The sequence below is a fragment of the Curtobacterium sp. PhB25 genome (assembly GCF_004365375.1).
GTDB lineage: Bacteria > Actinomycetota > Actinomycetes > Actinomycetales > Microbacteriaceae > Curtobacterium.
Map to the genome: position 1 here is coordinate 32154 of NZ_SODR01000011.1, position 23959 is coordinate 56112.

Sequence of the window (23959 nt, forward strand, 5' to 3'; positions counted from 1 at the left end):
TCAGTCCAACTCCGTGGGTCCGGTGGGTGAGGGCGTGGTGGCGTACTGCTCGTAGAAGTCAAAGCGGACGCGCTGGCCGCGGGGAACGCAGTCGTCCTGCGAGAGGCGGTGGGCGATGGCGTCGGTCCAGCGCGGGAGCGAGAGGTCGTAGAACGTGTTCCGGTTGCCGTCCTGCGTCGTGTACGTCAGGGCCGCTTCCGCGAGGGAGCCGTCGAGCAGCGTCGTCGGCACGTTGAGGTAGTTGGCCACGTCGGTCTTCACTGCGTTGCGTCCCTGCAACATCAGGTCCGGGCTCACCTCGCCGTGCACCTCCATGGAGATGCCGGGCGGGAGGAAGCCAACCGCGCCGTTCTCGGAGTTGCGGGCCGTCGCCCACGCCTCCACGTACTCATCGATTTCTTCCTGGGTGTAGTCGGTGCCGTCATCGACCTTCAGCACGATGACGGGGATGGGGTTGCGGGCGCGGCCCTGCCAGGACTTCTCCACGTCCTTCGCGCCGCGGAGGTTGCCGGCACCGACCGAGAGCAGCCCATCCCACATCGGCACGTCGAAGAGGATCATTTCGGAGTCCTGCAACGGCTCCTTGCGGCCCTCGATGTAGAACTTGCCGTCCTGGCCGAGGCTCCAGAGGTTTGGCGGGCACCACTCGGCTTCGAGGATTTGGTCGGCGGCGCCTCGTGTGGTGAGCCACAGCGACACGCCATCGAACACGCAGTCAGCGACGGTCGCGACCATGCGCGCGTAGGGCGACACCTGACCGTTGGTGCGGTACAGCCACGACGGCTGATCGGCGACCGGTACGGCCCGCTCCACCAACACCTGCTGGCCGTCGCGTTGGACTGGCACCATCTCGGTCTGGTCGGTCAGGGCGCGCAGCGGGTAGCGGGCGATGGAGGACATGAGCAGGTGCATGCCCTTGGCCACTGCCGGCACGGTCATGGCCGTGCCGCGGTCGAGCGGCAGGTTTGCGAGCTCTACGCCGAGCGCGTCGGAGATGACGATGGAGCCGAGGTCTGAGGGGCCAGCCCACTGGGACAGGATGCCGGTCGGCGCCATGTCGAGCAGTGCGCTGCTGCGCTTGCGCCCGAGGCCCAGACGGTCGAGGAATCCCACAAGCGGAGGTTAACACAGCTTGTGGGATTCCTACATTGAGAACGCGCGTTCCGTTGTGACCTTCCTACAGTCGGGTCGATGGGCGGAGGTTGGTTCGCTTCGGGTGCTCGTCCACCCATCGCAGCGCGAGGGAGCCGGCTTCCAGCGCGATGATGGAATCGCCGGCGTCGCGGCGGCCGAACGCCCACCGGCTGGAGGTGGCGGTGCCGCGCTTCGTGGCGAGCCGGACTGCGGTGTTGAGCTCGTCTTGGTCCCAGTGCACGATGTTCCGCTCGGCGTTCTCCTTCATGAACAGGCCGGCGGCCGTGGACACGTTGCCCCAGGTCTGCGGGTCGAGGCGCGGCCGCGGGCGCATCCGTTGCATCACCTCCACCTCGACCAGGACGGTGCCGGCGTTGTCGTAGACGACTGGCGTCCGCAGCTTCGCGGCGAGCTCCTTGGCGCGCTTGGCGATCCACTTCGTGCTGGCCCGGTAGTCCACGACGAGGATGCACGCCCGCCCGGCGTCGTCGCGCCACGCCGCCATGATGACCGCACACGACTGGTCGGGGTGCACGGCCGCGGCGAGGCCCACGGCGCGGTCAGTCGGCGGGTCGGGCAGGTCACCCTTGCGCGCTTCGTCCTGCCACGCTTCGAGGTCCACGAACGCCTCGGCGGCGCCGACCGTGCCGAAGATGGACAGGTACTCTTCCGCGAACTGTCGCGGGGAGAGCTTCTGCCAGCGCCGGTGCGCCACCTCAATGGTGGTCAGCGTGTCGATGCCGGGGTGCGCGGAGCGGACGAGCGCGGCCACGTAGTCCCACTCGCCCATGCGGGTCTCGTCGGTGGAGTCCGGCGCCGCGTACTCCAGGATGCCGGCCTCGCCGCGTCGGCCTTCGGCAAGCGCCATCCACAGGAGGTTGCCGTCGCGGAACTTCGCGGCGGTGCCGGCGATGACGAGTTGCGCGTCGGGCTGCGTGTCGAAGGTCGGGAGGATGCCCTGCATGAGGTCGTCGGACATGTCGGCGCCGGCTTCTCCCGACTCGTCCAGGACCACCACGTCCCACGTGTCACCGCGGAACGCCTCCGACTCGGGACCCATCACCTGGAGCAGTGAGCCGTTGGCGAACTCGATGCGCTCGGCGCCGTTGGTTTTGAAGATGCGCCACTTGCCGCCCTGCGCGTCCGGCCACATCCGTTCGAGCACCTGGATCACGTCCTTGCGGAAGCGCTCCCGTGCCTTTGCGCCCGTGGTGCACTGCGTGTACGCCGCGCGGTAGCCGTCGCGGGACACGCACCGGCCGATGAGCCACGCGAACAGGCTGGTGGTCTTCGCGGTTCGGCGGGACATCAGGACGCCGGTCTCGGTCTCGCCGGCGTTGAGCACGTCGGCGAGGCGAAGCTGTTGCGGCTTCAGGGACTTCCCCCGCCCATGCACCCCCATGACCTGCGCGCCGGCGATGAACTCGGCGCGAAGCGACGGATCGTCACTGAGTTTCGACTGATGGAGCGGGGGGATACCCGAGTCCCGAACGAGGTCCCACCCATCGGGGAGAGAATCCTCGCTGCCATAGGCGGGGGGTTGCGCGGCCTCTGTCAAAGAAGCCGCCGTTGCGCTCACCACGTGGGTAGCCTCCGGTCTTTCTTGCGCTTGGCGTGGGTCTTCGCGGCGCCGAGCTTGCCGCCCTCGATCTGATTGCATGCCCGCTGCCCCGGCATCTTCGCGTGGGTAGGCCCGAGGTTGGTCGGGTCGTTGATCTGGTCAGTCGTCCACCCCATGGCCTTGCCGGCCATCGCGCTCACGATGTGGCCGACCTGCCATCGCTGGTCGGGGTAGACCGGCTTGCCGCAGTCCACGCACGGTTGGGGCAGGCGGGCCTTGATGGCCGGCCGCACGATGCGCACGACGCGGGCCCATGCTTTCGTGCGGTGGTGCGCGCTCACAGCCGGTGGTCCTTCGCCACGTGGTGGGTCGCGCCGCGGATGGCGTTGACCCACAGGAAGCACACGTCGCGGTCGCCGCAGTCGCAACGCCACCACCACATGACGCGAGGGAACGTGCCCTTGTAGACGCGGGCGCGGTGCCCGATCACGAGTACCACCGGTGCTGGTCGGCATCCTCGCCGGCACCCATGAGGCACCAGTGCGGGCCAGCGTGGCCGGCGAGGCCGAAGCACGTCACCTCCATGGTGTCGTCGCGCGCCGTGCACCCTCTCATCGGTCACCCTCCGCCGCTTCGAGCCTGCGGTGGTGCGGGCACAGATCACCTTGCGCATCCGACTTCCACCCGGCGCTGCGAAGCTGCGTGCGCAGGGCGGTCAGCCCGTCCACCCCTTGCACCCACTCCCCGCAGTTGATTCGGTCGCACCACACCGTCACCTCTCGTGTGATCATGCGGCACCGCCGGGCTGCTTCGGCGACCAGATGCTCTTGGTCACGATGTTGGTGGTCCAGAACTCGGCGTTGGCGGGCTCGTCGGGGAACTCGGCCTTCAGGGTCTTGACGTTGATGGCGCGCGTGGTGTCGATGCGGCGGCTGAAGAGCTCTTCGCCGCCGATGGTGATGGTGGCGCCGTCCGGGCACAGGTCGGCCAGGAGCTTGGTGACGCGGCCGCGGTCCTTGGTCGCGAGGGCGGCGAGGCGGGCCTGCTCTTCCTGCTCGGCGTAGAGCGCGAGCAGGTACACGGCCTCATCGCTCATGGGGTCGAGGTCGAGGGTGTTGTCCTCGGTCTTTGGCAGGTGCAGCTTGTCGGCGGCGTCGGCCAGGAGCTCGGTGAGTGCGGTGCTGTTCATGCGTGGATACCTCGTTCGTTCATGAAGGCTGCGAACCAGACGTGTTCGAAGCTCTGAAAGGTGGGTCGGGGGTTGATGCGCCAGTGGTCGATGAGCTCTTCACTGGCGTAGGCGACGGCGCGAGCCTCCTGGCCTTCGAAGAGCGAGAGCGACGAGACGCCGGCTTCCATCCCTCGACGGTTGAGCAGTCGGCCGCGGCACGCCTCGGCGGCGTGCTGGTAGGCGTTGAGCTGGTGCACCTCGAAGTCAGCGCGGCACTGCCGGCGCACGAGGTTGGACCACATGTGGAAGGCGCCGTGACTCATGAGCGCCACCCCGCAGTGCAGCCGTTGACCACGCACAGGTGCTCTCCCGTGTGACGCTCGGGGAGGCGGCAGCGGTGATGCGTGGCGGCCTTGCCTGTGCGGCTCGTCGCGAGGCACTGGCGCTGTTCCGGATTTTTCTGTTCCATCTCTGTTCCTGCCTGTTAAGACTCTGTTCGTGTGATCTGCGGTCACACCCGCTGTCACCGGGGATCACACCTAGGTGTGACGAGAGGTCACTGGGGGTGTGATCCGTGGTCACACCGGTGTGATCTGAGGTCACAGGGGGTGTGACCTGAGGTCACTGGCCCTCGGAGTTATCCACAGGGCCATCGGTGAAGCGGACGCGACTTGGAGCCCTGGACTTGGGGTCGTAGTCGGGGAGGTAGTAGCGGGACGACTTCTGCTGGTTGGAGCGAGGGTCGTAGTGGTCTTCAACCTCGATGAGGCCGACGCCGTAGGCCAGGTGCTTGATGGCCCGGTTCACGCCCTCGCGGGTGGCGCTGACCTTGCCGGCGATGGTCGTTTGCGACGGCCACGCGTAGTGGGTCCGGTCGTTGAAGTGGTCACCGATGGTGACGAGGACGAATTTCTGGAGCGTGGTGAGGTCTTCCTGCTCCCACGCCCACTCGCGTGCACCCTTCGACAAGCCATCACGCCAACCCGAGGCGCACGGCGAGCCGGACTCGTTGCTCGTCGGTGAGGGTGAACAGGCTGCGTGTCGCCACGAGGTTCGCCGTGCGCTGCTCTTCGACCAAGGCGAGCGTGGCGTGCACCTGCGCTTCCGCGAGGAACGATGCGCGGGCCTGGTCTTCGGGCGTGAACTTGGAGGCGTCCACCAGCGACTGCGCAGCCACTTCGACATGGTGCTGTGCCGGGTCAGTCGTCGTCACGGTCCATCGCCTCTCGGAGCTCGCGATCGATGAGCGGGAGCTGCCACATGCCGAGCGCGAAGAGCACGACGGCGGCCACGGTGATCACGAGGTCCGCCCCGAACTCGCCAGGCTGTCGATGCTCGATCGGAAGTAGCGGCGGTGGCCACTCGGCAGCGTGACGGCGGCGACGACGCCACGGTCCGCCATGCGGGTCAGCGTCTTCGTGCTCACGTGGAGCAACTGCGCCGCCTCGCCAGGCATCAGGTCCGGCAGTTCGGCCGGTTCAGTCTTGTTTGGCATGTCCGAAACCTTCGCATGCCTCTTTGGCCTAATCAACCAACTTGGCCGGATCGGTTGCAACTTGTCCGATTCGTCCGTATCTTGGACGCATGCAGACAACGCAGCGTGTTCGTGCCACTCCGTCGCGTGACATCGACGCCGAGGTCGGCCGTCGCATCCACATGCTCATGTGGGACCAGGGGCTCACCCAGACGGCCCTGTGCAACATGACCGGCTTGGAGCACCTGGACCAGTCCAGCCTGGCCAAGAAGCTGCGCGGTCAGCGCAAGTGGGCTCTTGCCGACATCTTCGCCATCGCCGGCGCCCTCGATGTGCCCGTGGCCTCACTGCTCGAAGACGCCCCCCGTGGCCCCCGCCCGATCGATTCCGGGAACCGTCCGGCTACTGACCGGTAGCGTTGGCAGCACGACGACAGGAGGCCTCTGTGCGCAAGTTCATGTTCAACGGTGCGGTGTGGAGTTCGCTCATCAGCGGCTACAGCGTGCTCCAGACCACCCGCCAGGGACCCCGCGACTGGCGGCTCGCCCTGACGTGGGTCGCGTGGATCGCGACCACGATCGTGGCGATCGGCACGGTGGTCGAGGACGACCGCGCCGTCAAGGCGCGCCAGCCGTAGGTCGCGATCGCGACCACACGACGGACGGGAGGCCCGGTGCCAGCTGGCACCGGGCCTCCCGTCCGTCCCGTGTCGGGTCCGGAGCCCGTCAGCGCTGTGACGGCGGGATGTCGGACGTCTGGATCGGGCCGGTGAAGAGGGCCGCGCGGTCCTCCTGCCCCGGCGCGAACAGCGCCGAGTCGGCAGCGGTCGACGCCGTGCGCCGCCGCGGTGCGGTCTCGTCGACCATGAGCACGCGCTGGACCGGCAGGGCGTCGGGGTGGGTGCGCTGGATCCACTCGACGAGTTCCTCGCGGATGTAGCAGCGCAGGTCGAACAGCGACGGGGCGTCGTGCGACGTCGCGAGGACCCGCACCCGCACGTACCCCTGCACGGCGTCGGTGACCTGCAGCACCTTGACGCGGCGGTCCCACAGCTCGGTGCGGTCGAGGATCCGGTCGAGTTCCTCGCGCATCTCGCCCGGCCGGACCCGCCAGTCCAGGTCCATCTCGACGGCACCGAGCAGTTCGCTGTTCGTGCGCGTCCAGTTCTCGAACGGGGTGCTCGTGAAGTACGTCGACGGCAGCACGAAGCGCCGGTCGTCCCACAGGTGCACGACCACGTAGGTCAGGGTGATCTCCTCGATCCGTCCCCACTGCTGCTCGACCACGACGACGTCGTCGACGCGGATCGACCCGGAGAACGCGAGCTGCATGCCCGCGAAGACGTTGCCGAGCGTCGACTGCGCCGCCAGACCCGCGACGACCGAGATGAGTCCGGCGCTCGCGAGCACGCTCGCGCCGGCGGCCTCGACCCCGTCGAAGGTGAGCAGGATCGCGCCGACGGCGATGATGACGAGCACGGCGACGGTCAGCCGCCGGATGATGAGGACCTGCGTGCGGATGCGGCGGGCCTGGCGGTTGTCCGGGACGTCGATGCGGAACCGGTGCAGGCCGAGGTCCTCGAGGAAGATCGCGATCTGGCACGCCAGCCAGCAGCCCACGGCGATCGTGACGATCAGGAAGCCGTGCACGACCTCGTCGCGCCACGGGTACGCGTCGGCGTCGCGCGGGACGCTCGAGGTGAACGCGATCCAGAGCAGGACCACGAGCAGGGTGGTGCGGAACGGGTGCTTCGCCCGGCGGGAGAGCACGCCGGCCCACCGCTCCCGGCGCGCGATCGTCCGGAGCACGAGGTGCAGGACGACCGCGGCGACGGCGGTGATGAGGAGGGCGAACCCGATCGCGACCAGGAGTCGGAGGAGGATGTCCATCCCTCCATGCAAGCAACGACACGACAGTCGTCGTTCAGAAAACCAGCCCAGGACGCGACCGAGGCCCGGTGCGCACGACGCGCACCGGGCCTCCTGTCCGAACGGAAGGGCTACTTGCTCGCGGTGAGCGAGTCCACGTAGTCCTCGTTGTCGGCAACCCACTTCTCGACGATCGACTGGTACTCGGACTGGTCCGCGCCGCTGTTGACCAGCGCGTCCTCGAGCGAGTACAGCGTGTCGGAGTCCATCTTGAACGCCTGCAGCCACTTCTGCGCTTGCGGGAAATCGTCGCCGAAGTCCTCGTTCACGATGGTGTGGATGCTCTCGTTGTCGCCGAGGGCGTTCTTCGGGTCCTCGAGGTCCTTCACGTCGAAGGCGTTGTAGGCCCAGTGCGGACGCCAGAGGGTGACGACGATGTCCTTGCCGTCCTTCTCGGACTTCTTCAGCTCGGACAGCATCGCCGGCGTCGAGCTCGTGACGAGCTCCCAGTCGTCGAGCCCGTAGGCCTTCATGACCTTCTCCTTGACGATCTTCGTCTCGCCGGCGCCGGGCTCGATGCCCACGATCCGTCCGCCGAAGTCGTCCTTGTGCGCGGCGAGGTCGGCGAGCGAGTCGATCGGAGCGTCCGCGTTCACGGTGAGTTCGAGCGACGCCTGGTCGTTCCACGACCCGAGGTCCTCGAGGTCGTCGCCGTACTTGTCCATGTACGCCTTGTGCGTGTTCGGCAGCCAGGTGTCGAGCACGGCGTCGTAGTCGCCCTGAGCCAGCCCCTGGTACGCCGGCGCGGGGTCCGCGTAGTCGAGCTCGACGTCGTACCCCTTCTTCTCGAGGACGTACTTCCAGAGCTCGCTGGCTGCGGTGTCCTCGTCCCAGCCGTTGAAGACGACCATCTTCATCGCCTGCTTGTCGCCGTTGTCCACGGTGTCGGACGCGTTGCTCGAGCCGGGCGGCGAGCAGGCGCTGAGCGCGAGGGCCGCGGCGGCACCGAGTCCGATGGCCGACAGGATCTTGGTTCGGGTGTTCATGGTTTCCTTCCTGGTTCGACGCTCGGCACCGGCGGACCGGGTTCGGCGTCGTCGACACGGCGTGCTGTCACCGTGCGGTCTGTGGGTTCTGGATGATCTGGTCGCCCGGACGCGCGACTGCGCTCCAGCGGTCAGGCGCCGACCGGCACGGGCTGCCCCGCCTGCTGGGACGCCGACTCCTGGTCGTCGTCGCCGGTGGGCGCAGCGGCCGCCGTCGACCGGCGTGGGGCGCGCTTCTTGCGGTCGCCACCGAACGCTGCGGTCATCCGGTCCAGCACGATCGCGAGGATCACGACCGAGATGCCTGCCTCGGAGCCCAGACCGACGTCGATGCGGTTCAGGGCGGCGACGATCTGGCCGCCGAGTCCCCCGGCGCCGACCATGCCCGCGATGACGACCATGGACAGCGAGAGCATGATGACCTGGTTGACGCCGGCCATGATGCTCGGGCGAGCGAGCGGCAGCTGGATCTGACGGAGGATCCGCCACGGGCTCGAGCCGAACGCAGCACCGGCTTCGACGACCTCCGAGCTGACGCCGCGGATGCCGAGCTCGGTGAGGCGGACACCCGGCGCCATCGCGAAGACGATCGTCGCGACGATGCCCGGCACCGGCCCGATGCCGAACAGGATGAGCGCGGGGATCAGGTACACGAACGCCGGGGTCGTCTGCATGAAGTCGAGGACCGGCTTGATCGTCCGGCTCGCTGCGTCGGAGCGTGCCGCCCAGACGCCGAGCGGCAGGCTGAGCACCACGGCGATGCCGGCGGCGACGACGACGAGGGCGAGCGACTCCATCGCGTAGCTCCACTCGCCGATGCTCACGATCACCGCCAGGCCGATCAGGGTGCCGAGCGCGAGCTTCCATCCCTTCGCCCAGAAGGCCACGGCGACGAGCACGACGATCACGGCCCAGAACGGCGGCGTCGTGAGGAAGTACTCGATCCACTCGTAGAAGAACGTGAAGATCGCGGCGATGACGTCGAAGACGCCACCGAGGTAGGTCGTGATCCACTCGACGATCGCGTCGACCGCGTCGCCGAGCGGCAGTCGGAATCCGAAGAGAGTGGTCATGCGTCGGCTCCTGTGCGGTCGGTCGAGATGATGGTCGGATCGCTCACGACGGGCTGTTCCCCGGTGGCCAGGGTCGCGTCGAGATCCGAATCCGAGATGCGCGTGACCGGCTCGAGCACCGGGATCGGCATGGTCGCGGTCGGCACGTTGCCGAGCGCTGCGAGCAGTGTGACCCGCGGCACGACGCCGAGCAGGCGGTCCTCGTCGTCGACCACGGCGATCGGCAGGGGCGACTCCACGGCGAGCTCGAACAGATCGGTGAGCGCGGTGTCGGGTGAGACCCGGGCGTACTCGGTGTTCACGATGGCGTCGAGGTTCGTGTCGCCGGCCTTGACCTGTCGCATCACGTGGCGATCGCGGACCCATCCGTCGAGCGTGCGACCACGCCCGGTGACGAACACCGCTGCGGTCTGCAGGTCGCGCATCACCCGGAGCGCGCCACGTGGGCCCGCCGTCGACGGGACGACCGCGCGCGCCGGTTCCATGACGCTCGCGGCGGTGAGCACACGGGCGCGGTCGACGTCCTGCACGAACTGGGCGACGTAGTCGTTCGCCGGGTCGGTGAGGATGTCCTCCGGCGACCCGATCTGCACGATCCGGCCGTCGCGCATCACGGCGATCCGGTCACCGAGGAACATCGCCTCGTTGAGGTCGTGCGTGATGAAGACGATGGTCTTGCCGAGCCGCTGCTGCAGGTCGACGAGCTGCTCCTGCATCTCACGGCGGATGAGCGGGTCGAGCGCGCTGAACGCCTCGTCCATCAGCAGGACGTCAGTCTCGGCGGCGAGGGCGCGGGCGATGCCGACGCGCTGCTGCATGCCGCCGGACAGCTCGTCGGGCTTCGCATCGGCCCAGACGTCCAGGCCGACCAGGTCGATGACCTCACGGGCCTTCGCGAGCCGAGTAATCTTGTCGACGCCGTTCACCTCGAGGCCGTACGCGACGTTCTCGAGCACGGTTCGGTGCGGCAGCAGTGCGAAGTGCTGGAACACCATCGACACGCTCGACCGACGGATCTCGCGGATCTCCTTGGCGCTCGCCTTGGTGACCGTGCGCCCGCCGATCTCGACGCTGCCGGCGCTGGGCTCGAGCAGGCCGTTGAGCATCCGGATGAGGGTCGACTTGCCGGAGCCGGACAGTCCCATGACGACGAAGATCTCGCCGGGGCGGACGTCGAAGGACGCGTCGATGACCGCGGCGGATCCCTGCTCGCGAACCTCGTCGCGGGTGGCGCCGGCGGCGAGGCGGCGGACGGCGTCGCCGGGTCGGCGGCCGAACACCTTGTAGACACCGCGCACACTGAGCGCGGCGCCCGTGCCGTCCGGCGACGTGTCGTGCCGGATCTCGGATGGGGCAATGGACAACTGGACTCCTCGCGTCGCCGCGGCGCCGGAGCGCACGTGCGGTGACGGTGTGGTTGCGAACGGGTCGCCCGGGACGGCGCGCACGGCCCACGTCAGCCCGCGCAACGGCGCAGGGCGAGCGAACACGCACGCAGGGACCACGCTCGGGGCGGTCCCGGTCCGGCCGACCGTACGGTCACGGCGCTGCTGGCCGCGGACGCGTTCTGGTCGTCGTGCCCCCGGCCGTCGGGCCTGTGGGGACGTTCAAACCTAACGGCTTCCTGTCCCCCGATCACAATCGACGTCCGCCGGAATCCCGGCATCGCTGTACCCCGTCGTCGGCGTGTCGCCCACGCACATGGGGATCACGATCGTGACCGTCTCGTTACAGATCAGCTCGTTCGGAGGTTTGTGTGCCGCCCCGGTTCCGTGCGCATGTAGGTTGGCGCGCATGACAGCGCAGAACGACACGGGCGTGAACCGTGCTCCGGCGAACGACTTCTCGCACGAGCAAGAGGGCTACCAGCACGGTCTGAAGCCCCGGCAGCTGCAGATGATCGCGATCGGTGGGGCCATCGGTACCGGACTCTTCCTCGGTGCGGGTGGACGACTCCACACCGCGGGCCCCGCGCTCGCGCTGACCTACCTGATCTGCGGCATCTTCGCGTTCTTCATCCTGCGCGCCCTCGGCGAGCTCGTGCTGCACCGTCCGTCGTCGGGGTCGTTCATCTCCTACGCGCGTGAGTTCTACGGCGAGAAGTTCGCCTACGCCGCCGGCTGGATGTACTTCCTGAACTGGGCGATGACCTCGATCGTCGACACCACCGCCGTCGCCATCTACCTGCAGTACTGGTCCGCGTTCACCGCCGCACCGCAGTGGCTCCTCGCGTTGATCGCCCTGATCGTCGTGCTCGCCGCCAACATGGTCGCGGTCAAGGTGTTCGGCGAACTCGAGTTCTGGTTCGCGCTCATCAAGGTCGCGGCACTCGTCGCGTTCCTCGTCGTCGCGATCATCTGGCTCGTCTTCGCGTTCCCGGTCGAGGCCGGCGGCGAAGCCGTCCGCACGGGCTTCTCGATCTGGGGGGACAACGGCGGGCTGTTCCCGAACGGGCTGCTCCCCGCGGTCATCGTGATCCAGGGTGTCGTGTTCGCGTACGCGGCCATCGAGCTCGTCGGCACCGCGTCCGGTGAGACGCAGAACACCGAGAAGGTCATCCCCCGCGCCATCAACTCCGTCGTGTTCCGCATCGCGGTCTTCTACGTCGGGTCGATCATCCTGCTCTCGCTCCTCCTGCCGTACACCGCGTACAAGGAGGGCGAGAGCCCGTTCGTGACGTTCTTCTCGTCGCTCGGCAACCCGCAGGTGGGGTCGATCGTCGGCGGCATCATGAACTTCGTCGTGCTCACGGCGGCACTGTCGTCGCTCAACGCCGGCCTGTACTCGACCGGTCGCGCCCTGCACTCGATGGGCATGAACGGCTCGGCGCCGAAGTGGACCACCAAGATGTCGAAGGGCGGTGTGCCGTACGCCGGCATCCTGCTCACCGCCGGCTTCACGGTCGCCGGGGTCGTCCTCAACTACTTCGTCCCGAGCCAGGCGTTCGAGATCGCGCTGAACATCGCGAGCCTCGGCATCATCACCGCGTGGGGCACGATCATCCTCTGCCAGATGCGGCTCCGGTCCTGGGCGAAGCAGGGACTGGCGAAGGAGCCGTCGTTCAAGCTGCCGGGTGCCCCGGTGACCGCCTGGCTCACCCTGGCGTTCCTGGCGTCGGTCATCGTGCTGATGGCGATCGACTACCCGGTCGGCACCTACACGATCGCGTCCCTCGTGATCGTCATCCCGCTGCTCATCGTCGGCTGGTTCCTGCAGCGCGACCGCATCCTGCGCATCGCGTCGCTCCGACAGGGCGTCACCGGTCCGTACCCGATCGGCGTCCGCGACCCGGCGAACCAGGTCCGTCGCGACGGCGAGGACGGCGGCGAGCACAAGGGGTCCGACGACACCGTCTGATCTGTCCCCGGTGCGCAGCACGTCGCGCGCCGAGTGCAGTGGGTCCGGCACCCCTCGGTACGATCGGCGGGTGCCGGACCGCTCTGTCTCCCCTGCGTCTGTTCCCCCCACCCTCGATCTCCAGCTGAGCTGGCGAGGCGCGTACGGGCGCCTGCGGGTGTTCCCCGACCGCCTGGAGGCCGAGACCGACTACGAGCGCGAGGCGCGGGTCTCCGTGCCGATGGACGCGGTGTCGGGGTGGCGGCTCGGCCCGTGCGACGAGGACGCCGTCTGCGTCGAGTTCGTCACGGCGCAGGAGACCTTCCGCGTGCTGCTCGACACCTCGGACGAGCAGCTCGCCGCGCTGGCGATCCAGAAGGTGCTCGGACCGCCGCTCACCACCGGCTGACGATCCACGGGCGCTGCGCTCAGGCGTCGCCCTCCGGGGCGAACTGCGTGACGCGGAACGTCGCGCCCTGCGGGTCCCGCAGCTCGGCCGCACGCGTCCACGGACCCTGCCAGGTGCCGAGTACGGCGCCGCCGAGCTCCTCGGCCCGTGCGGCGGCGACGTCACGGTCCGCCACGCTGAACGACACGTGCCAGTCGTCCGGCCCGTCGTCGAGTCGGGCGAGGGCACCGATGACGTCCGCGAAGCCCTCCGGTGCGCCGACCTGCCGTTCGCGGATGTCGGGGTCGGAGGTGGCCGCGAGGTGGTCCCCGTAGCCGGGCAGCCGGACCATGGCGGTCGGGCCCTCCTCGATGCCGGAGACCCGCCAGCCGAACAGCTGCTCGTAGAACGAGATCGCCTGCTCCGGCTCGGTCGAGCGGAGGTCGCTGAAGACCCAGCCGCCGGGGGCGTTGATGTGCTGCGACCCGAGCCGGTCGCGCGCCTGCCAGAGTCCGAACGCCGCACCGCGCGGATCGACGCAGTCGACGCTGCGGCCCGCGGCACCACCCGGCCCGGCGTCCTCCGCCGGAGCGGCGGTGCCACCGAGCTCGACGACCCGAGCGGCCACCGCGTCGGCGTCGTCCACGGCGATGTACGTCGTCCACGACGCCGGCTCGTCACCCGAGGCGATCGCACCGACCTCTCGTCCGTCGATGCTCATGATCCGGTACGAGCCGGGGGCCCCGGGCGGCAGGCGCTCCTCGAAGTCCCAGCCGAACAGACCGCCGTAGAACGCCTGCGCGGCGTCGGGGTCCGGGTGTCGTCCGTCGATCCAGCTCGGGACGCCCTGCGGGTAGGTGCGAGGGGTCTGGTCCGTCATGGTGTCTACCGAGGTCGCCGACGCCCAGGTCGGATGCCCCAGGTCTACCGCTGACCGCCGACGTCGGCCGGGCCGTTCGTCGGGTCAGTCGTCGGTGTCGACCTGGTCGGTGACGACGTCGCCCGAGCCGGCATCGATCCGGACGCTGTGCTTGGTGCCGGACCCGTCGACGACGTCACCCTCCCAGACCACCGTGCCGAGGTGGTCGTCGAGGCCGAGCTCGGTGATCGCACCGGCGTGCAGGTCCTCGAAGGCGCTGACGGCCTTGCTGACGTCGAGGTCGGCCGCTGCGACGAACCGGTCGTGCTCGGCACGGTCGTCGGTGTCCGCGGTCTCGGTCTGCGGGGTACCGGTCACCCCGGTGCCGGCGGCGTCGGTGTGCACCTCGTGCTCGGTGCCGTCCTTCGTCACGACGAGGACCTCGTACGCGCTGCCACGCTGCTCCTGCTCGACCGAGATGACGGTGCCGGAGCCGACGCTCCCGCGTGCGGTCGCGACGGCGGCCAGCAGGGCGTCGTTCGACGTGGCCGAGGCGGCGGTCGCGGACGCGCCACCCGACGTGCCGGTGGTGGCGCCCGTCGCGGCCGACCCGTTCGAGGACGACGCCGCCGAGCCGGACGACCCGTCGGTGGAGCAGCCGGTGAGGGCGAGCGCGGCCACGACGGGCAGGGCGGCGAGGGCGGCGACGCGGCGGGCGGAGGGCTTCTGGAGCTGGGTGCGGAAGGTCATGGGGCGAGCATGTCGGCGGGGTGCTGAAGCAGACCTGAAGCCGCCTGTTCAGCCGCCGAGTGCAATGCGCACGACGAACCGCGCCCCGCCGAGCGGCGAGTCCGCCACCGTCGCCTCGCCGCCGTGCGCCCGGACGGCGTCCCGCACGATCGCCAGACCGAGGCCGGCACCACCGGCGTCGCGGCTGCGGGCCTCGTCGAGCCGGACGAACCGCTCGAACACCCGGTCGCGCTCGGCCGGCGGGATCCCGGAGCCGTCGTCGTCCACGGTCAGCACCGCCGCGCCGTCCTGCTCGACCAGGGCCACCGCGACGCGCGACGTGGCGTGCCGGACGGCGTTGTCGACGAGGTTCCGGACCACGCCGGTGAGCAGCCGTTCGTCGCCGAGCACGCGCGCGGCGGAGATCCCGGAGCCGTCGACCCGGATCGCACGGTCACCGGTCGAACCACCCGGCACCCGGGCCCGCGCCCGCGCGACGGCGTCGAGTGCGAGGTCGTCGAGGTCCACGGGACGACGGACACCCGTGCCGCCCTCGTCGAGCCGCGACAGCTCGAGCAGCCCGGTGACGAGGTCCTGCAGGCGCACGGCCTCGGACCGCACGACGTCGGAGAACTCGGCCACGTCGGTCCGGTCCGGGTACGCGACGGCGACCTCGGCGTGCTGGCGGAGGGACGCGATCGGCGACCGCAGCTCGTGCGAGGCGTCGGACACGAACTGCCGCTGCCCCGCCGCGGATCGGTCGAGCCGGTCGAGCATGGCGTTCATGGTGGTCGCGAGCCGGGCGATCTCGTCACCGGTGTCCGGCACGACCACGCGGGCATCGGGCTGCGCGGCACGGATCGTCTCGACCTCGGTGCGCATCCGTTCCACCGGCCGCAACGACCGCCCGGTCACGGACCAGGTCACGATCCCGAGCACGAGGACGAGCACCGGCACCCCGCCGGCGAGGAGCACCACGGCGGTCCGGATGGCGGTGTCGGTCTGCTCGAGGGAGACGCCGTACACCAGGGTCGCCTCACCCCCACCGGGCAGGTCGACGTTGTCGGCGACGAGCAGCCAGCGTTCGCCGTCGTGCGACCACCGGGACTCGTCCGCGGTCGACAAGGCCGGAGCGTCGGCGTCCTCGCCGTGTGCCAGGACCGAGCCGCCGTCACCGATCACCTGCACCAGGACGTCCTCGTAGCCGGTGACGGCACCGGCTCCGTCGGACTCGACCCGCGACGACACCTGTTCGAGTCCGGCCTCGGCGGACGTCCGCACCCCGTCGAGCAGCACCAGGCGGAGCACCACGACGAACCCCACGGCACCGACGACCAGGGCGGCGAGCACGACCACGCCGGCGCCGAGCGTGGTCCGCGCACGCACGGACCGGAAGCGGCGCGTGCGCCCCGTCCCCCGGTCAGCCACCGTCGGCCGCCAGTCGGTAGCCTGCACCGCGGACGGTCTCGAGTGACGTCCGTCCGAACGGCCGGTCGAGCTTGCGCCGGAGGTGCCCGACGTACACCTCGACGATGTTCGGGTCGCCCTCGAAGTCGACGTCCCAGACGTTCTCGATCACCTCGCGCTTCGAGCACACCTGCCCGGAGCGCCGCGCGAGGTACTCGAGCACCGCGAACTCACGGCTCGTCAGGTCGACGGGGGTCCCGCCACGCGTCACCGTCCGTGCGGCCGGGTCGACGACCAGGTCGCCGAGGGTCAGCACCGCCGGGCGTTCCCGCGCACCGCGGCGGACGAGCGCGCGCAGCCGGGCGACGAGGACCGGGTGCGAGAAGGGCTTCGTGACGTAGTCGTCGGCGCCGGCGTCGAGGGCCTCGACCTGGTCCCACTCGCCGTCCTTGGCGGTGAGCATGAGCACCGGCGTCCAGTCCTGGTCGGCCCGGAGCTGGGCGCAGACCGCCCATCCGCTCATCCCGGGCATCATCAGGTCGAGGACGATCGCGTCGTACTGGAACTCGCGGGCGTGCCACAGGCCGTCGACGCCGTCGTGGGCGACGTCGACCGCCCATCCCTCGGCCTCGAGGCCGCGACGGACGCCGTCGGCGAGCCGCACCTCGTCATCGACCACCAGGACACGCATGGCGACGATCCTGCCGTGCCGCCCTGAAGCAGCGCTGAAGCGACGCCCGACGGCGATCGGCGATCGGCGAACGGCTCAGACCAGCAGCAGGATCCCGGCGACGACCGCGGCCGCGGCGATGGCGAGCGCGATGAGCAGCAGCACGAGGTGCACGGTGTAGAACGTCGTCGGCTTGCCCGCAGCATCACGCGCGCGGGTGTCCTTCGCGACGCGCTGGAAGAAGCGCGGCCAGGTGACGACGTTGAAGACGGCACCGATGAACAGGACGACTGCGGCGAAGACGAGCACCGTCCGAGTCTAGACAACGACTGTCGGTGGTGCTCGGCCGCCCCCAACGCGGCCGAGTCCCACCGACGAGCCACAGGATCTGTAGCACTTGCTACAAACCCTACACGGGCGTCGGGAGACCGTCGAGTCACCCCTTCGGGCTACGCGGAGTCGAGCGCCGACTCGGCCTCGGCGAGGACGGCTCGCTCCGCATCGGTCAACGGCGCACGCGTCCGCCGGAGCCCGTCGTTGACCTCGACGATCGCGCGGCTCAACCGCGTGGCGGGGTCCTCGGTCGACGGGTAGGCGTTGTCGGCACCGATCCGCTCGTGCAGCGGCGCGAGACGCCGCAGCGCCGCGTCGACCCGACGGGTACGTCGACGTCGCGAGACCCGGTGTCCGACGACGAGCAGCAGCATCCCCGTCGAGACGCAGATCACGGCGCCGGGCGTCGTGACGTCGTACGGCAGCGCGAGGGAGCGCATCCGGTCGAGGTCCCCCGTGACGTGCGCCAGGTCCATGACCACGACGACGACCATCCGGACGACCCCCAGCACGCCGCCGAGCACCAGGATCCACAGCCCGACCAGGTCCGTCGTCGTCCGGGCCTCGCGCAGGCGGAGGACGCAGATGAGGCCCGTCGCGCCGAGCGCCACCCCGAGGTACACCGTCTGCGCGATCGAGTAGACGGTCGCGGCCGGGTGCGACCCGGCGTCGAGCATGAACGTCGTCGTGCTGGCGGGCTTGTCCAGCACCGAGAAGGCGACGACCACCACGACCACCACCGCGGCGCACGACACCACGATCGCGTTCCGGAGCCACGGCCGCGCCGCTCCGACGGCCTTCGCCACGCCCCAGAGCAGCGTGCTCGTGCCGGCGACCATCAGGCAGTCGCTGACCACGGTCACCACGTTGAAGCCACCGAGCAATGGGTCGAGCCACCGGTACAGCGGGTCGACGTTCGTGACGATGGTGCCGGCGAACAGCAGGAAGGTCACCGCCAGGGTCCGGTCCTGCCCGCGTTGCAGGACGAAGAGCGCGATCGTCCCGGCGATGAGCAGCACCGCCTGGACGACTGCGACGATCACCCGAAGACCCCGCGGAAGGCGCTCGGGCGGCCTCGGTGCCGCCGGATGAGCGTCGCGAGCGCGTCGGCGAAGACCTCGGCCTCGTGCTCGTACGCGTTCGAGAACATCCCCCGCGCCAGCGCCCGCTCGACCTTGTACTCGGGCAGGTCCGGGATGACGTCGCGGATGTAGGCGGACTGGGGCGCGTGCTCCTGGTGCCGGTGCAGGACGTGACCGAGCTCGTGGCCGATGACGAACGCCCGGAAGGTCGGCGAGGCGGTCGGCGAGATCATGATCAGGTGGGCGTGCTCGAGCGTCGCGACGAAGCCGCACACGGGCTCCGTCGCCAGGAACGCCTCTTCGCGGACGACGATGGGCTTGTCCACGACGACGGCTGCGGCTGCGACGGCCTGGTCGACGTCGGACCACCCCTCGACCGCACCGCGTGCCCAGAAGGACTCGAGCAGCGGGTCGGTCACGCCACGCTCCCGCGCTGTGATTCCTCCTCGAGCACCTCGGCGATGCGCCGCAGCGCCTCGGGTGAGAGCTCGCCGGGGAAGGTGCGTGCAGCGAACCCGCTCACGCGGGCGGAACGCAGGGAGCGGACGAGGGCGAGCTGGGCGCCGATGCGCTCGGGGACGTCGCTGTCCTCGAGCAGGAAGCGCTCGTCGACCTCGAAGAACCCGGCGAGCAGCCGCAGGAGCTCGGTGTCGCGGTTGCGTCGGCCGTCGCCGGAGAGCATGTAGGTCCACTTCGCCCGCGAGAGCGAACCGCCGTGGGCGGCGACGTACTCCTCGATCGAGGCGAACGGCACCGGGGCGCCACGCTGGGACTCCTCGAAGTCGAGCAGCAGGTTGATGCGCCGTGCGAGTTCGGCGGCGTCCAGGACCCCGCCCCTCGGATCACCGGTCTCCATGTCGGACTCCTCCCCAGCCGTGCGTGCACGACATCGTAGCGCGGCGGACACGGTGCACGCCGTTAGCCTCGTGGGCATGGCCCGCAGCTTCCCCGCGACGATCGCCGACCCGGTCGAGCACGAGATCGTCATCACGAAGTCGCGGTTCATCACCACGGTCGCCCCCGTGTCGGACGTCGCGGACGCCGAGCGGGTCATCGCCGAGGTGAAACGCCGCCACTGGGACGCCCGGCACAACTGCACCGCGATGGTCACCGGAACCCTCGGCGACCAGGCCCGGTCGTCGGACGACGGAGAACCGTCGGGTACGGCTGGCGTGCCGATGCTCGAGGTGCTCCGCCGCCGCGAACTCACCGACGTGGTCGCCGTCGTGACGCGCTACTTCGGCGGCGTGAAGCTCGGCGCCGGCGGACTCGTCCGCGCCTACTCGACCTCGGTCTCGGAGGCCCTCGACACCGCCGCGCTCGTCCGGCGCGAGGCGCTCACGCAGGTGCACTTCGACGCCCCGCACGCCGAGGCCGGCCGGCTCGACAACGTCCTGCGCGACTGGGTCCGGCACCACCACGCGACCCTCGGTGCGACGGTCTACGGACGTGCAGCGACCTTCGAGGTCTGGGTGCCCGCCGACGCGCTCGCGATCCTGACCGCGGACCTCGCAGCGGCCTCCGCCGGCGCCGTCGACCTCGTCGTCGGACCGGAACGGATCGTCGATGTCGCCGCCGACTGAATCCGACCGCCGGAAGCACCTCGGGCGTGTCCAGCTCAGAACGCGGGCACATCCCCGGAACGCACGAAGGCCCCGACTCGATGAGTCGGGGCCTTCGTGGTTGTGGTGCACCCCCTCGGACTTGAACCGAGAACCCACTGATTAAGAGTCAGTTGCTCTGCCAATTGAGCTAGAGGTGCATGTTCCGGCTTCCGTGCCGCAACGGGAATCAACAATAGCATGGGTTCTGCGCGCTCACGACCACTCGTGGGCACCAAGCGAACAGGAGCACCATGACCGACCGTCTCGCCGCCGGCGACACCGCCCCCGACTTCACGCTGCCGGACCAGGACGGCGTCGAACACTCGCTCGCCGCACTGCGGGGCAAGAAGGTCATCGTGTACTTCTACCCGGCGGCGTCCACCCCGGGTTGCACCACCGAGGCCTGCGACTTCCGCGACAACATGTCGTCGCTGCAGGCAGCCGGCTACGAGGTCCTCGGCGTCTCGAAGGACGAGCAGGCGAAGCTCAAGACGTTCCAGCACGAGCAAGCGCTCACGTTCCCGCTGCTGAGCGACCCCGACCTCGCGGTACACAAGGCCTACGCCGCGTGGGGCGAGAGGAACAACTACGGCAAGATCGTGACCGGCACGATCCGCTCCACGATCGTGGTCGACGAGGACGGCAGCGTGCAGCTGCCGCTCTACAACGTCAAGGCGACCGGACACGTGGCGAGCCTGCGGAAGAAGCTCGGCCTGGTCTGATGACCGGACCACAAGGCGGACGGGAGGCCCGTGGCGTCGTCGCCACGGGCCTCCCGTCCGTCTTTCGGTCGCGTCTACTCGGCCGGACGCGCGAGCGCGGCCGTCACCGACCGCGACAGCACGAACGTGATGCCGAGCAGTGCGGGGATCAGCAGGACCCAGCCGACCGCCGGCTCACGGAAGACACCCTGGAACGCGCCGATCGCGATCGCACCCTGCAGGACTTGCCAGACGATGATCCCCGACCGCACCCAGGCGCGACGCTTCCACAGGCCGTTCAGGAGCGCACCGAGCCAGAGCGCCGCGACGGCCGACAGGATCGTCAGGGCGATCCCGGACGCCAGGCTCGACGCCGGCGCGACGATCAGCTCGACGACCAGGACGACCGTGACCACGACGAGCGCCGCGAACTCGAGGCCGACCACCACCAGCAGGCCGATCAGCGCGCGTGAGCGTCGCTCAGGACGGTCGACCGCGGTCGGGTCGTCATCGTGCACAGTGATCCTCCAGCATCGGAACCCTTGATTTGCCCCTACCAGTATGGAACGATATTCGAGGTCGTTTGGACGGCACGATGTGGTGTGCGTCTCCCGTGGTTCGTCGCTCCTCCCCCGAGCGTCACGCGGGCGTCAGACTCGCTTCCAGCGGACTCCTCCCCACAGTTGTCCCCTCATGCCTCATGCATGGTCAGCGTTCCGATCCCCCGAACCCCGGCCCCGGCCTGCCGTTCGAGCATCGACATCAAGGAGCACCACACATGGACTGGCGTGACAAGGCAGCTTGCCTCACCGCGGACCCCGAGCTCTTCTTCCCCGTCGGGAACACCGGGCCCGCCGTCGATCAGATCGAGAAGGCCAAGTCGGTCTGTGCGCGCTGCACGGTCACCGAGATGTGCCTGCAGTACGCACTCGAGAACAACCAGGACTCCGGTGTCTGGGGTGGCCTCAGCGAGGACGAGCGTCGTGCGCTGAAGCGCCGCGCCGCCCGCGCCCGCCGCGCTTCCTGACCCGGGCTGGTTCCCGCAGGACACACCGACGCCCGTCGTCCCTTCAGGGGCGGCGGGCGTCGTCGTGCGCGTGGCGCACGGGGGCGCGGGGCGGGGCGGCACGCCGTGCGCTGGTCCTCGGGGTTCCACAACATGCCGCGCGCTGACCGTCGAGGTTCCACAACACGCGCGATCGCACGCCGAGATGCGCAGATCTCGGAACCTCGGCGCGGCCCGAGACGCGACCGAACGACGGACGGGAGGCCCGTGGCGACGCGCCCACGGGCCTCCCGTCCGACAGCCGCCCGGGTTCCACAACACGCCGCGCGCTGATCACGGCGGTTCCGCAACACGCGCGATCGCACGCCGAGATGCGCAGATCTCGGAACCTCACGAGCGGGCGCGAACCCGACGCGCAACTCCCACGGGCGCGGCGCAGCGCGGGGGCTAGGCGGGAGCGGTCAGCCAGCGGAACGGGATGGTGATCGTCACCTCGGTGCCGCTGCCGGTCAGGGTGTGCCAGTCGATCGTGCCGCCGAGCTCGCCCTGGATGAGCGTGCGGACGATCTGGGTGCCGAGACCCGACCCGACCTTCCCCTCGGGCAGACCCACGCCGTTGTCACGGACCTCGATCTCCAGGTGGTCGTCGAACCGGCGGGCGACGATCTCGACCTCACCGTCGCGGCCGTCCAGCCCGTGCTCGACGGCGTTCGTGACGAGCTCGGTGAGCCCGAGTGCGAGCGGCGTGGCAGCCTCGGACGGCAGCACCCCGAACTCGCCGGTCTTCTTCGGGTGCACGGTCGTGTTGTGCGACGCGGCGACCTCGGTGACGAGCTTGAGCACCGAGTCGAAGACGTCGTCGAAGTCGACCGTCTGACTCAGGCCGCTCGACAGCGTGTCGTGCACGACCGCGATGGCAGCCACGCGGCGCATGGCGTTCTGCAGCGAGGTTCGTGCCTCGTCGGAGTGCGTGCGACGAGCCTGGATGCGCAGCAACGACGCCACCGTCTGCAGGTTGTTCTTGACGCGGTGGTGGATCTCGCGGATCGTCGCGTCCTTGGTGATGAGCTCGCGCTCCTGGTGCCGGAGCTCCGACACGTCGCGGCAGAGCACGATCGCACCGATGCGGTCGCCGTGGTCGCGGAGCGGGATCGACCGGAGCGACACCGTCACGCCCTTCGACTCGATGTCGGCCCGCCACGGAGCACGACCGGTCACGACGAGGGGCAGTGACTCGTCGACGTCGAGCTGCGCGCCGATGAGCTCGGTCGTGACCTCGGCGAGGGACTTCCGCTCGAGTTCCCCCTCGAAGCCCATCCGGTTGAAGGCGCTCAGGCCGTTCGGGCTGGCGAAGGTGACGATGCCGGCGGTGTCGAGGCGCAGCAGGCCGTCACTGGCGCGCGGGGCGCCGCGGCGCGGACCGGCTGGTGCTCCGAGGTCCGGGAAGTCGCCCGTCGCGATCATGCCGAACAGGTCGTTCGCACTCGCGGTGAAGTTCAGTTCCTGACGGCTCGGCGTCCGCATCTCGTCCTGGTTGGAGTGCCGCGTGACGACGGCGATCGGCCGCTCGGTGGTCTCTGCGCTCTTGGCACTGAGGCGCCGCAGCACCGGGATCGCACGGACCCGGGTGGGGGTGTCCTCGTACCAGTCGGGCTCAGCGGAGTCGACGACGCGGGCGCCGGCGAAGCTCTCGGTCACCTGACCGCGCCACTCCTCGCGGATCTCCTGGCCGACGATGTCGCGGTAGAACAGCGTGGCCGCGGAGCTCGGTCGGGCGTGTGCCACGGCGACGAACGAGCCGTCCTCGGCAGTCGGCACCCACAGCACCATGTCGGCGAAGGACAGGTCGGCGAGGAGCTGCCAGTCCCCCACGAGCAGGTGGAGCCACTCCACGTCGGCTTCGGAGGAACGGCCTTGCGCGAGGACGAGGTCACTGAGGGTCGACACCCAGCCAGTCTAGGTGCGCCGACTTGTGGACAACGTCGTGCTCTCCACAGGCCCAGCAGCTTTGTATTTCTCATGTTGCACGCCCCATACGCTCGCTCCAGCAACGGAAGGGGCAGGGGTGGCGGAGCAGGCACGCCGGATCGACCACACGACGACGACGGCACACTCGCCGCCACTGACGATCGTCGAACCGCAACCGGTCGAGGAACCGGCGAGCGGCCCTCCAGACCCGGCGGACACCGCACGCGCCCTGGGACTGTGCGTCGCCGAGGTCCTGACCGGGGCCCGCGAGGTCGACAGCATCGCCCGCTGGATCACCGACGACGTGCACCGGCACCTGCAGCAACGTGCAGCCGTGGCCGCGCACGCCCGCTCGGTGCGCCGACGGTCGCGGAGCCGAGCGGTGCTGCGGGTCGGCAGCGTGCTCGTCTGCCGACCGGCGGACGGCGTCGCCGAGGCGACCGTCGTCGTGCACACGCGCAGCCATGCACGCGCCGTGGCGATGCGGTTGGAGACGCGGGACGGCAGGTGGCGGGCCACCGCGATCGGCGTCCTGTAGGTGCCTGACGC

The 23959-nt window shown here is 69.7% G+C and carries 31 protein-coding genes and 1 tRNA gene; 8 read left to right on the plus strand and 24 right to left on the minus strand.

Going from position 1 to position 23959, the window contains the following annotated elements; genetic code table 11:
* From EDF51_RS17905 to EDF51_RS17935, 9 genes are all read right to left on the minus strand, one after another.
* Nucleotides 1–1113 (minus strand): phage portal protein, encoded by a 1113-nt coding sequence (locus tag EDF51_RS17905; RefSeq protein ID WP_134195884.1) that lies wholly within the window; start codon nucleotides 1111–1113, stop codon nucleotides 1–3.
* A gap of 64 nt (nucleotides 1114–1177) precedes the next feature.
* Entirely contained in the window at nucleotides 1178–2794 is a 1617-nt protein-coding gene (locus EDF51_RS17910) for a hypothetical protein (RefSeq protein ID WP_166673586.1), read from the minus strand.
* Nucleotides 2710–3036 carry a hypothetical protein gene (locus EDF51_RS17915; protein ID WP_134195888.1) on the minus strand — a complete coding sequence of 109 codons (327 nt, stop codon included), beginning with the start codon at nucleotides 3034–3036 and terminating at the stop codon, nucleotides 2710–2712. Before EDF51_RS17915 ends, EDF51_RS17910 begins: the two co-directional genes overlap by 85 nt.
* Nucleotides 3033–3194, minus strand: coding sequence for a hypothetical protein (locus tag EDF51_RS20035; protein ID WP_166673587.1), 162 nt, complete (start codon nucleotides 3192–3194; stop codon nucleotides 3033–3035). The genes EDF51_RS17915 and EDF51_RS20035 overlap by 4 nt, the downstream gene beginning before the upstream one ends.
* Before the next feature lie 288 nt (nucleotides 3195–3482).
* Nucleotides 3483–3884: a hypothetical protein gene (locus EDF51_RS17920; protein WP_134195890.1), complete on the minus strand. Its 402-nt coding sequence runs from the start codon at nucleotides 3882–3884 to the stop codon at nucleotides 3483–3485.
* The gene (locus EDF51_RS17925) at nucleotides 3881–4189 is read right to left on the minus strand and encodes a hypothetical protein (protein ID WP_134195892.1); all 309 of its coding nucleotides are present in this window, start codon (nucleotides 4187–4189) and stop codon (nucleotides 3881–3883) included. Before EDF51_RS17925 ends, EDF51_RS17920 begins: the two co-directional genes overlap by 4 nt.
* 298 nt (nucleotides 4190–4487) lie before the next feature.
* Nucleotides 4488–4835 carry a helix-turn-helix domain-containing protein gene (locus EDF51_RS20040; protein WP_166673588.1) on the minus strand — a complete coding sequence of 116 codons (348 nt, stop codon included), beginning with the start codon at nucleotides 4833–4835 and terminating at the stop codon, nucleotides 4488–4490.
* A gap of 4 nt (nucleotides 4836–4839) precedes the next feature.
* A complete protein-coding gene (locus EDF51_RS20045) occupies nucleotides 4840–5079 on the minus strand; it encodes a hypothetical protein (RefSeq protein WP_166673589.1) in 240 nt (79 codons plus the stop codon).
* An 84-nt stretch (nucleotides 5080–5163) separates the two neighbouring features.
* Nucleotides 5164–5361, minus strand: a complete 198-nt coding sequence (locus tag EDF51_RS17935) for a helix-turn-helix domain-containing protein (protein WP_134195896.1) — start codon at nucleotides 5359–5361, stop codon at nucleotides 5164–5166.
* An 89-nt stretch (nucleotides 5362–5450) separates the two neighbouring features.
* On the opposite strand from EDF51_RS17935, the gene EDF51_RS17940 reads away from it, so the two are divergent.
* Both EDF51_RS17940 and EDF51_RS17945 read left to right on the plus strand, forming a co-directional pair.
* Nucleotides 5451–5756, plus strand: coding sequence for a helix-turn-helix domain-containing protein (locus tag EDF51_RS17940; RefSeq protein ID WP_134195898.1), 306 nt, complete (start codon nucleotides 5451–5453; stop codon nucleotides 5754–5756).
* A 29-nt stretch (nucleotides 5757–5785) separates the two neighbouring features.
* Entirely contained in the window at nucleotides 5786–5977 is a 192-nt protein-coding gene (locus EDF51_RS17945) for a hypothetical protein (RefSeq protein ID WP_111085947.1), read from the plus strand.
* A gap of 88 nt (nucleotides 5978–6065) precedes the next feature.
* Here the strand turns inward: EDF51_RS17945 and EDF51_RS17950 are convergent, their stop codons facing one another.
* The 4 genes from EDF51_RS17950 to EDF51_RS17965 form a co-directional block, all read right to left on the minus strand.
* The gene (locus tag EDF51_RS17950; protein ID WP_134195900.1) at nucleotides 6066–7229 is read right to left on the minus strand and encodes a mechanosensitive ion channel domain-containing protein; all 1164 of its coding nucleotides are present in this window, start codon (nucleotides 7227–7229) and stop codon (nucleotides 6066–6068) included.
* 110 nt (nucleotides 7230–7339) lie between these two features.
* Nucleotides 7340–8254 carry a glycine betaine ABC transporter substrate-binding protein gene (locus EDF51_RS17955; protein WP_123292260.1) on the minus strand — a complete coding sequence of 305 codons (915 nt, stop codon included), beginning with the start codon at nucleotides 8252–8254 and terminating at the stop codon, nucleotides 7340–7342.
* 131 nt (nucleotides 8255–8385) lie between these two features.
* Entirely contained in the window at nucleotides 8386–9327 is a 942-nt protein-coding gene (locus EDF51_RS17960; RefSeq protein ID WP_131845574.1) for an ABC transporter permease subunit, read from the minus strand.
* Nucleotides 9324–10691: a glycine betaine/L-proline ABC transporter ATP-binding protein gene (locus EDF51_RS17965; RefSeq protein WP_243837158.1), complete on the minus strand. Its 1368-nt coding sequence runs from the start codon at nucleotides 10689–10691 to the stop codon at nucleotides 9324–9326. Before EDF51_RS17965 ends, EDF51_RS17960 begins: the two co-directional genes overlap by 4 nt.
* A 430-nt stretch (nucleotides 10692–11121) precedes the next feature.
* Between EDF51_RS17965 and EDF51_RS17970 the strand changes: the two genes are divergently transcribed.
* Complete coding sequence (locus tag EDF51_RS17970; protein WP_134195902.1) at nucleotides 11122–12684, plus strand: amino acid permease; 1563 nt, start codon at nucleotides 11122–11124, stop codon at nucleotides 12682–12684.
* A 70-nt stretch (nucleotides 12685–12754) separates the two neighbouring features.
* Nucleotides 12755–13072 carry a hypothetical protein gene (locus tag EDF51_RS17975; protein WP_131845576.1) on the plus strand — a complete coding sequence of 106 codons (318 nt, stop codon included), beginning with the start codon at nucleotides 12755–12757 and terminating at the stop codon, nucleotides 13070–13072.
* 19 nt (nucleotides 13073–13091) lie between these two features.
* Here the strand turns inward: EDF51_RS17975 and EDF51_RS17980 are convergent, their stop codons facing one another.
* From EDF51_RS17980 to EDF51_RS20055, 8 genes are all read right to left on the minus strand, one after another.
* Nucleotides 13092–13931 (minus strand): VOC family protein, encoded by an 840-nt coding sequence (locus tag EDF51_RS17980; protein ID WP_134195904.1) that lies wholly within the window; start codon nucleotides 13929–13931, stop codon nucleotides 13092–13094.
* 84 nt (nucleotides 13932–14015) lie between these two features.
* Nucleotides 14016–14660, minus strand: coding sequence for a PepSY domain-containing protein (locus EDF51_RS17985; RefSeq protein WP_134195905.1), 645 nt, complete (start codon nucleotides 14658–14660; stop codon nucleotides 14016–14018).
* 48 nt (nucleotides 14661–14708) lie between these two features.
* Nucleotides 14709–16025: a HAMP domain-containing sensor histidine kinase gene (locus EDF51_RS17990; RefSeq protein WP_208321867.1), complete on the minus strand. Its 1317-nt coding sequence runs from the start codon at nucleotides 16023–16025 to the stop codon at nucleotides 14709–14711.
* Between the two features lie 34 nt (nucleotides 16026–16059).
* Entirely contained in the window at nucleotides 16060–16737 is a 678-nt protein-coding gene (locus EDF51_RS17995) for a response regulator transcription factor (RefSeq protein WP_134195909.1), read from the minus strand.
* Between the two features lie 75 nt (nucleotides 16738–16812).
* Nucleotides 16813–17025, minus strand: coding sequence for a hypothetical protein (locus EDF51_RS18000; RefSeq protein ID WP_131845581.1), 213 nt, complete (start codon nucleotides 17023–17025; stop codon nucleotides 16813–16815).
* 140 nt (nucleotides 17026–17165) lie between these two features.
* Nucleotides 17166–18092: a hypothetical protein gene (locus EDF51_RS18005; RefSeq protein ID WP_131845582.1), complete on the minus strand. Its 927-nt coding sequence runs from the start codon at nucleotides 18090–18092 to the stop codon at nucleotides 17166–17168.
* Complete coding sequence (locus tag EDF51_RS20050; protein ID WP_111085958.1) at nucleotides 18089–18550, minus strand: ImmA/IrrE family metallo-endopeptidase; 462 nt, start codon at nucleotides 18548–18550, stop codon at nucleotides 18089–18091. Before EDF51_RS20050 ends, EDF51_RS18005 begins: the two co-directional genes overlap by 4 nt.
* The gene (locus EDF51_RS20055; RefSeq protein ID WP_159573933.1) at nucleotides 18547–18987 is read right to left on the minus strand and encodes a hypothetical protein; all 441 of its coding nucleotides are present in this window, start codon (nucleotides 18985–18987) and stop codon (nucleotides 18547–18549) included. Before EDF51_RS20055 ends, EDF51_RS20050 begins: the two co-directional genes overlap by 4 nt.
* Before the next feature lie 70 nt (nucleotides 18988–19057).
* Here EDF51_RS20055 and EDF51_RS18015 point away from each other — a divergent pair, with 70 nt between their 5' ends.
* Nucleotides 19058–19714 (plus strand): YigZ family protein, encoded by a 657-nt coding sequence (locus tag EDF51_RS18015; RefSeq protein WP_131845843.1) that lies wholly within the window; start codon nucleotides 19058–19060, stop codon nucleotides 19712–19714.
* Nucleotides 19715–19817: 103 nt separating this feature from the next.
* Here EDF51_RS18015 and EDF51_RS18020 read toward each other — a convergent pair.
* Nucleotides 19818–19893, minus strand: a tRNA-Lys gene (locus tag EDF51_RS18020).
* Between the two features lie 93 nt (nucleotides 19894–19986).
* On the opposite strand from EDF51_RS18020, the gene bcp reads away from it, so the two are divergent.
* Nucleotides 19987–20457 (plus strand): thioredoxin-dependent thiol peroxidase, encoded by a 471-nt coding sequence (gene bcp / locus EDF51_RS18025; protein WP_134195911.1) that lies wholly within the window; start codon nucleotides 19987–19989, stop codon nucleotides 20455–20457.
* A 74-nt stretch (nucleotides 20458–20531) separates the two neighbouring features.
* Here bcp and EDF51_RS18030 read toward each other — a convergent pair whose 3' ends face one another.
* Nucleotides 20532–20954, minus strand: coding sequence for a hypothetical protein (locus EDF51_RS18030; RefSeq protein WP_131881465.1), 423 nt, complete (start codon nucleotides 20952–20954; stop codon nucleotides 20532–20534).
* A 260-nt stretch (nucleotides 20955–21214) separates the two neighbouring features.
* Between EDF51_RS18030 and EDF51_RS18035 the strand changes: the two genes are divergently transcribed.
* Entirely contained in the window at nucleotides 21215–21463 is a 249-nt protein-coding gene (locus EDF51_RS18035; RefSeq protein WP_017888820.1) for a WhiB family transcriptional regulator, read from the plus strand.
* Nucleotides 21464–21889: 426 nt separating this feature from the next.
* Here EDF51_RS18035 and EDF51_RS18040 read toward each other — a convergent pair whose 3' ends face one another.
* Nucleotides 21890–23389, minus strand: a complete 1500-nt coding sequence (locus tag EDF51_RS18040) for a PAS domain-containing sensor histidine kinase (RefSeq protein ID WP_111085963.1) — start codon at nucleotides 23387–23389, stop codon at nucleotides 21890–21892.
* A gap of 118 nt (nucleotides 23390–23507) precedes the next feature.
* Between EDF51_RS18040 and EDF51_RS18045 the strand changes: the two genes are divergently transcribed.
* Nucleotides 23508–23948 (plus strand): Rv3235 family protein, encoded by a 441-nt coding sequence (locus tag EDF51_RS18045; protein ID WP_123938738.1) that lies wholly within the window; start codon nucleotides 23508–23510, stop codon nucleotides 23946–23948.
* Nucleotides 23949–23959 lie beyond the last annotated feature (11 nt).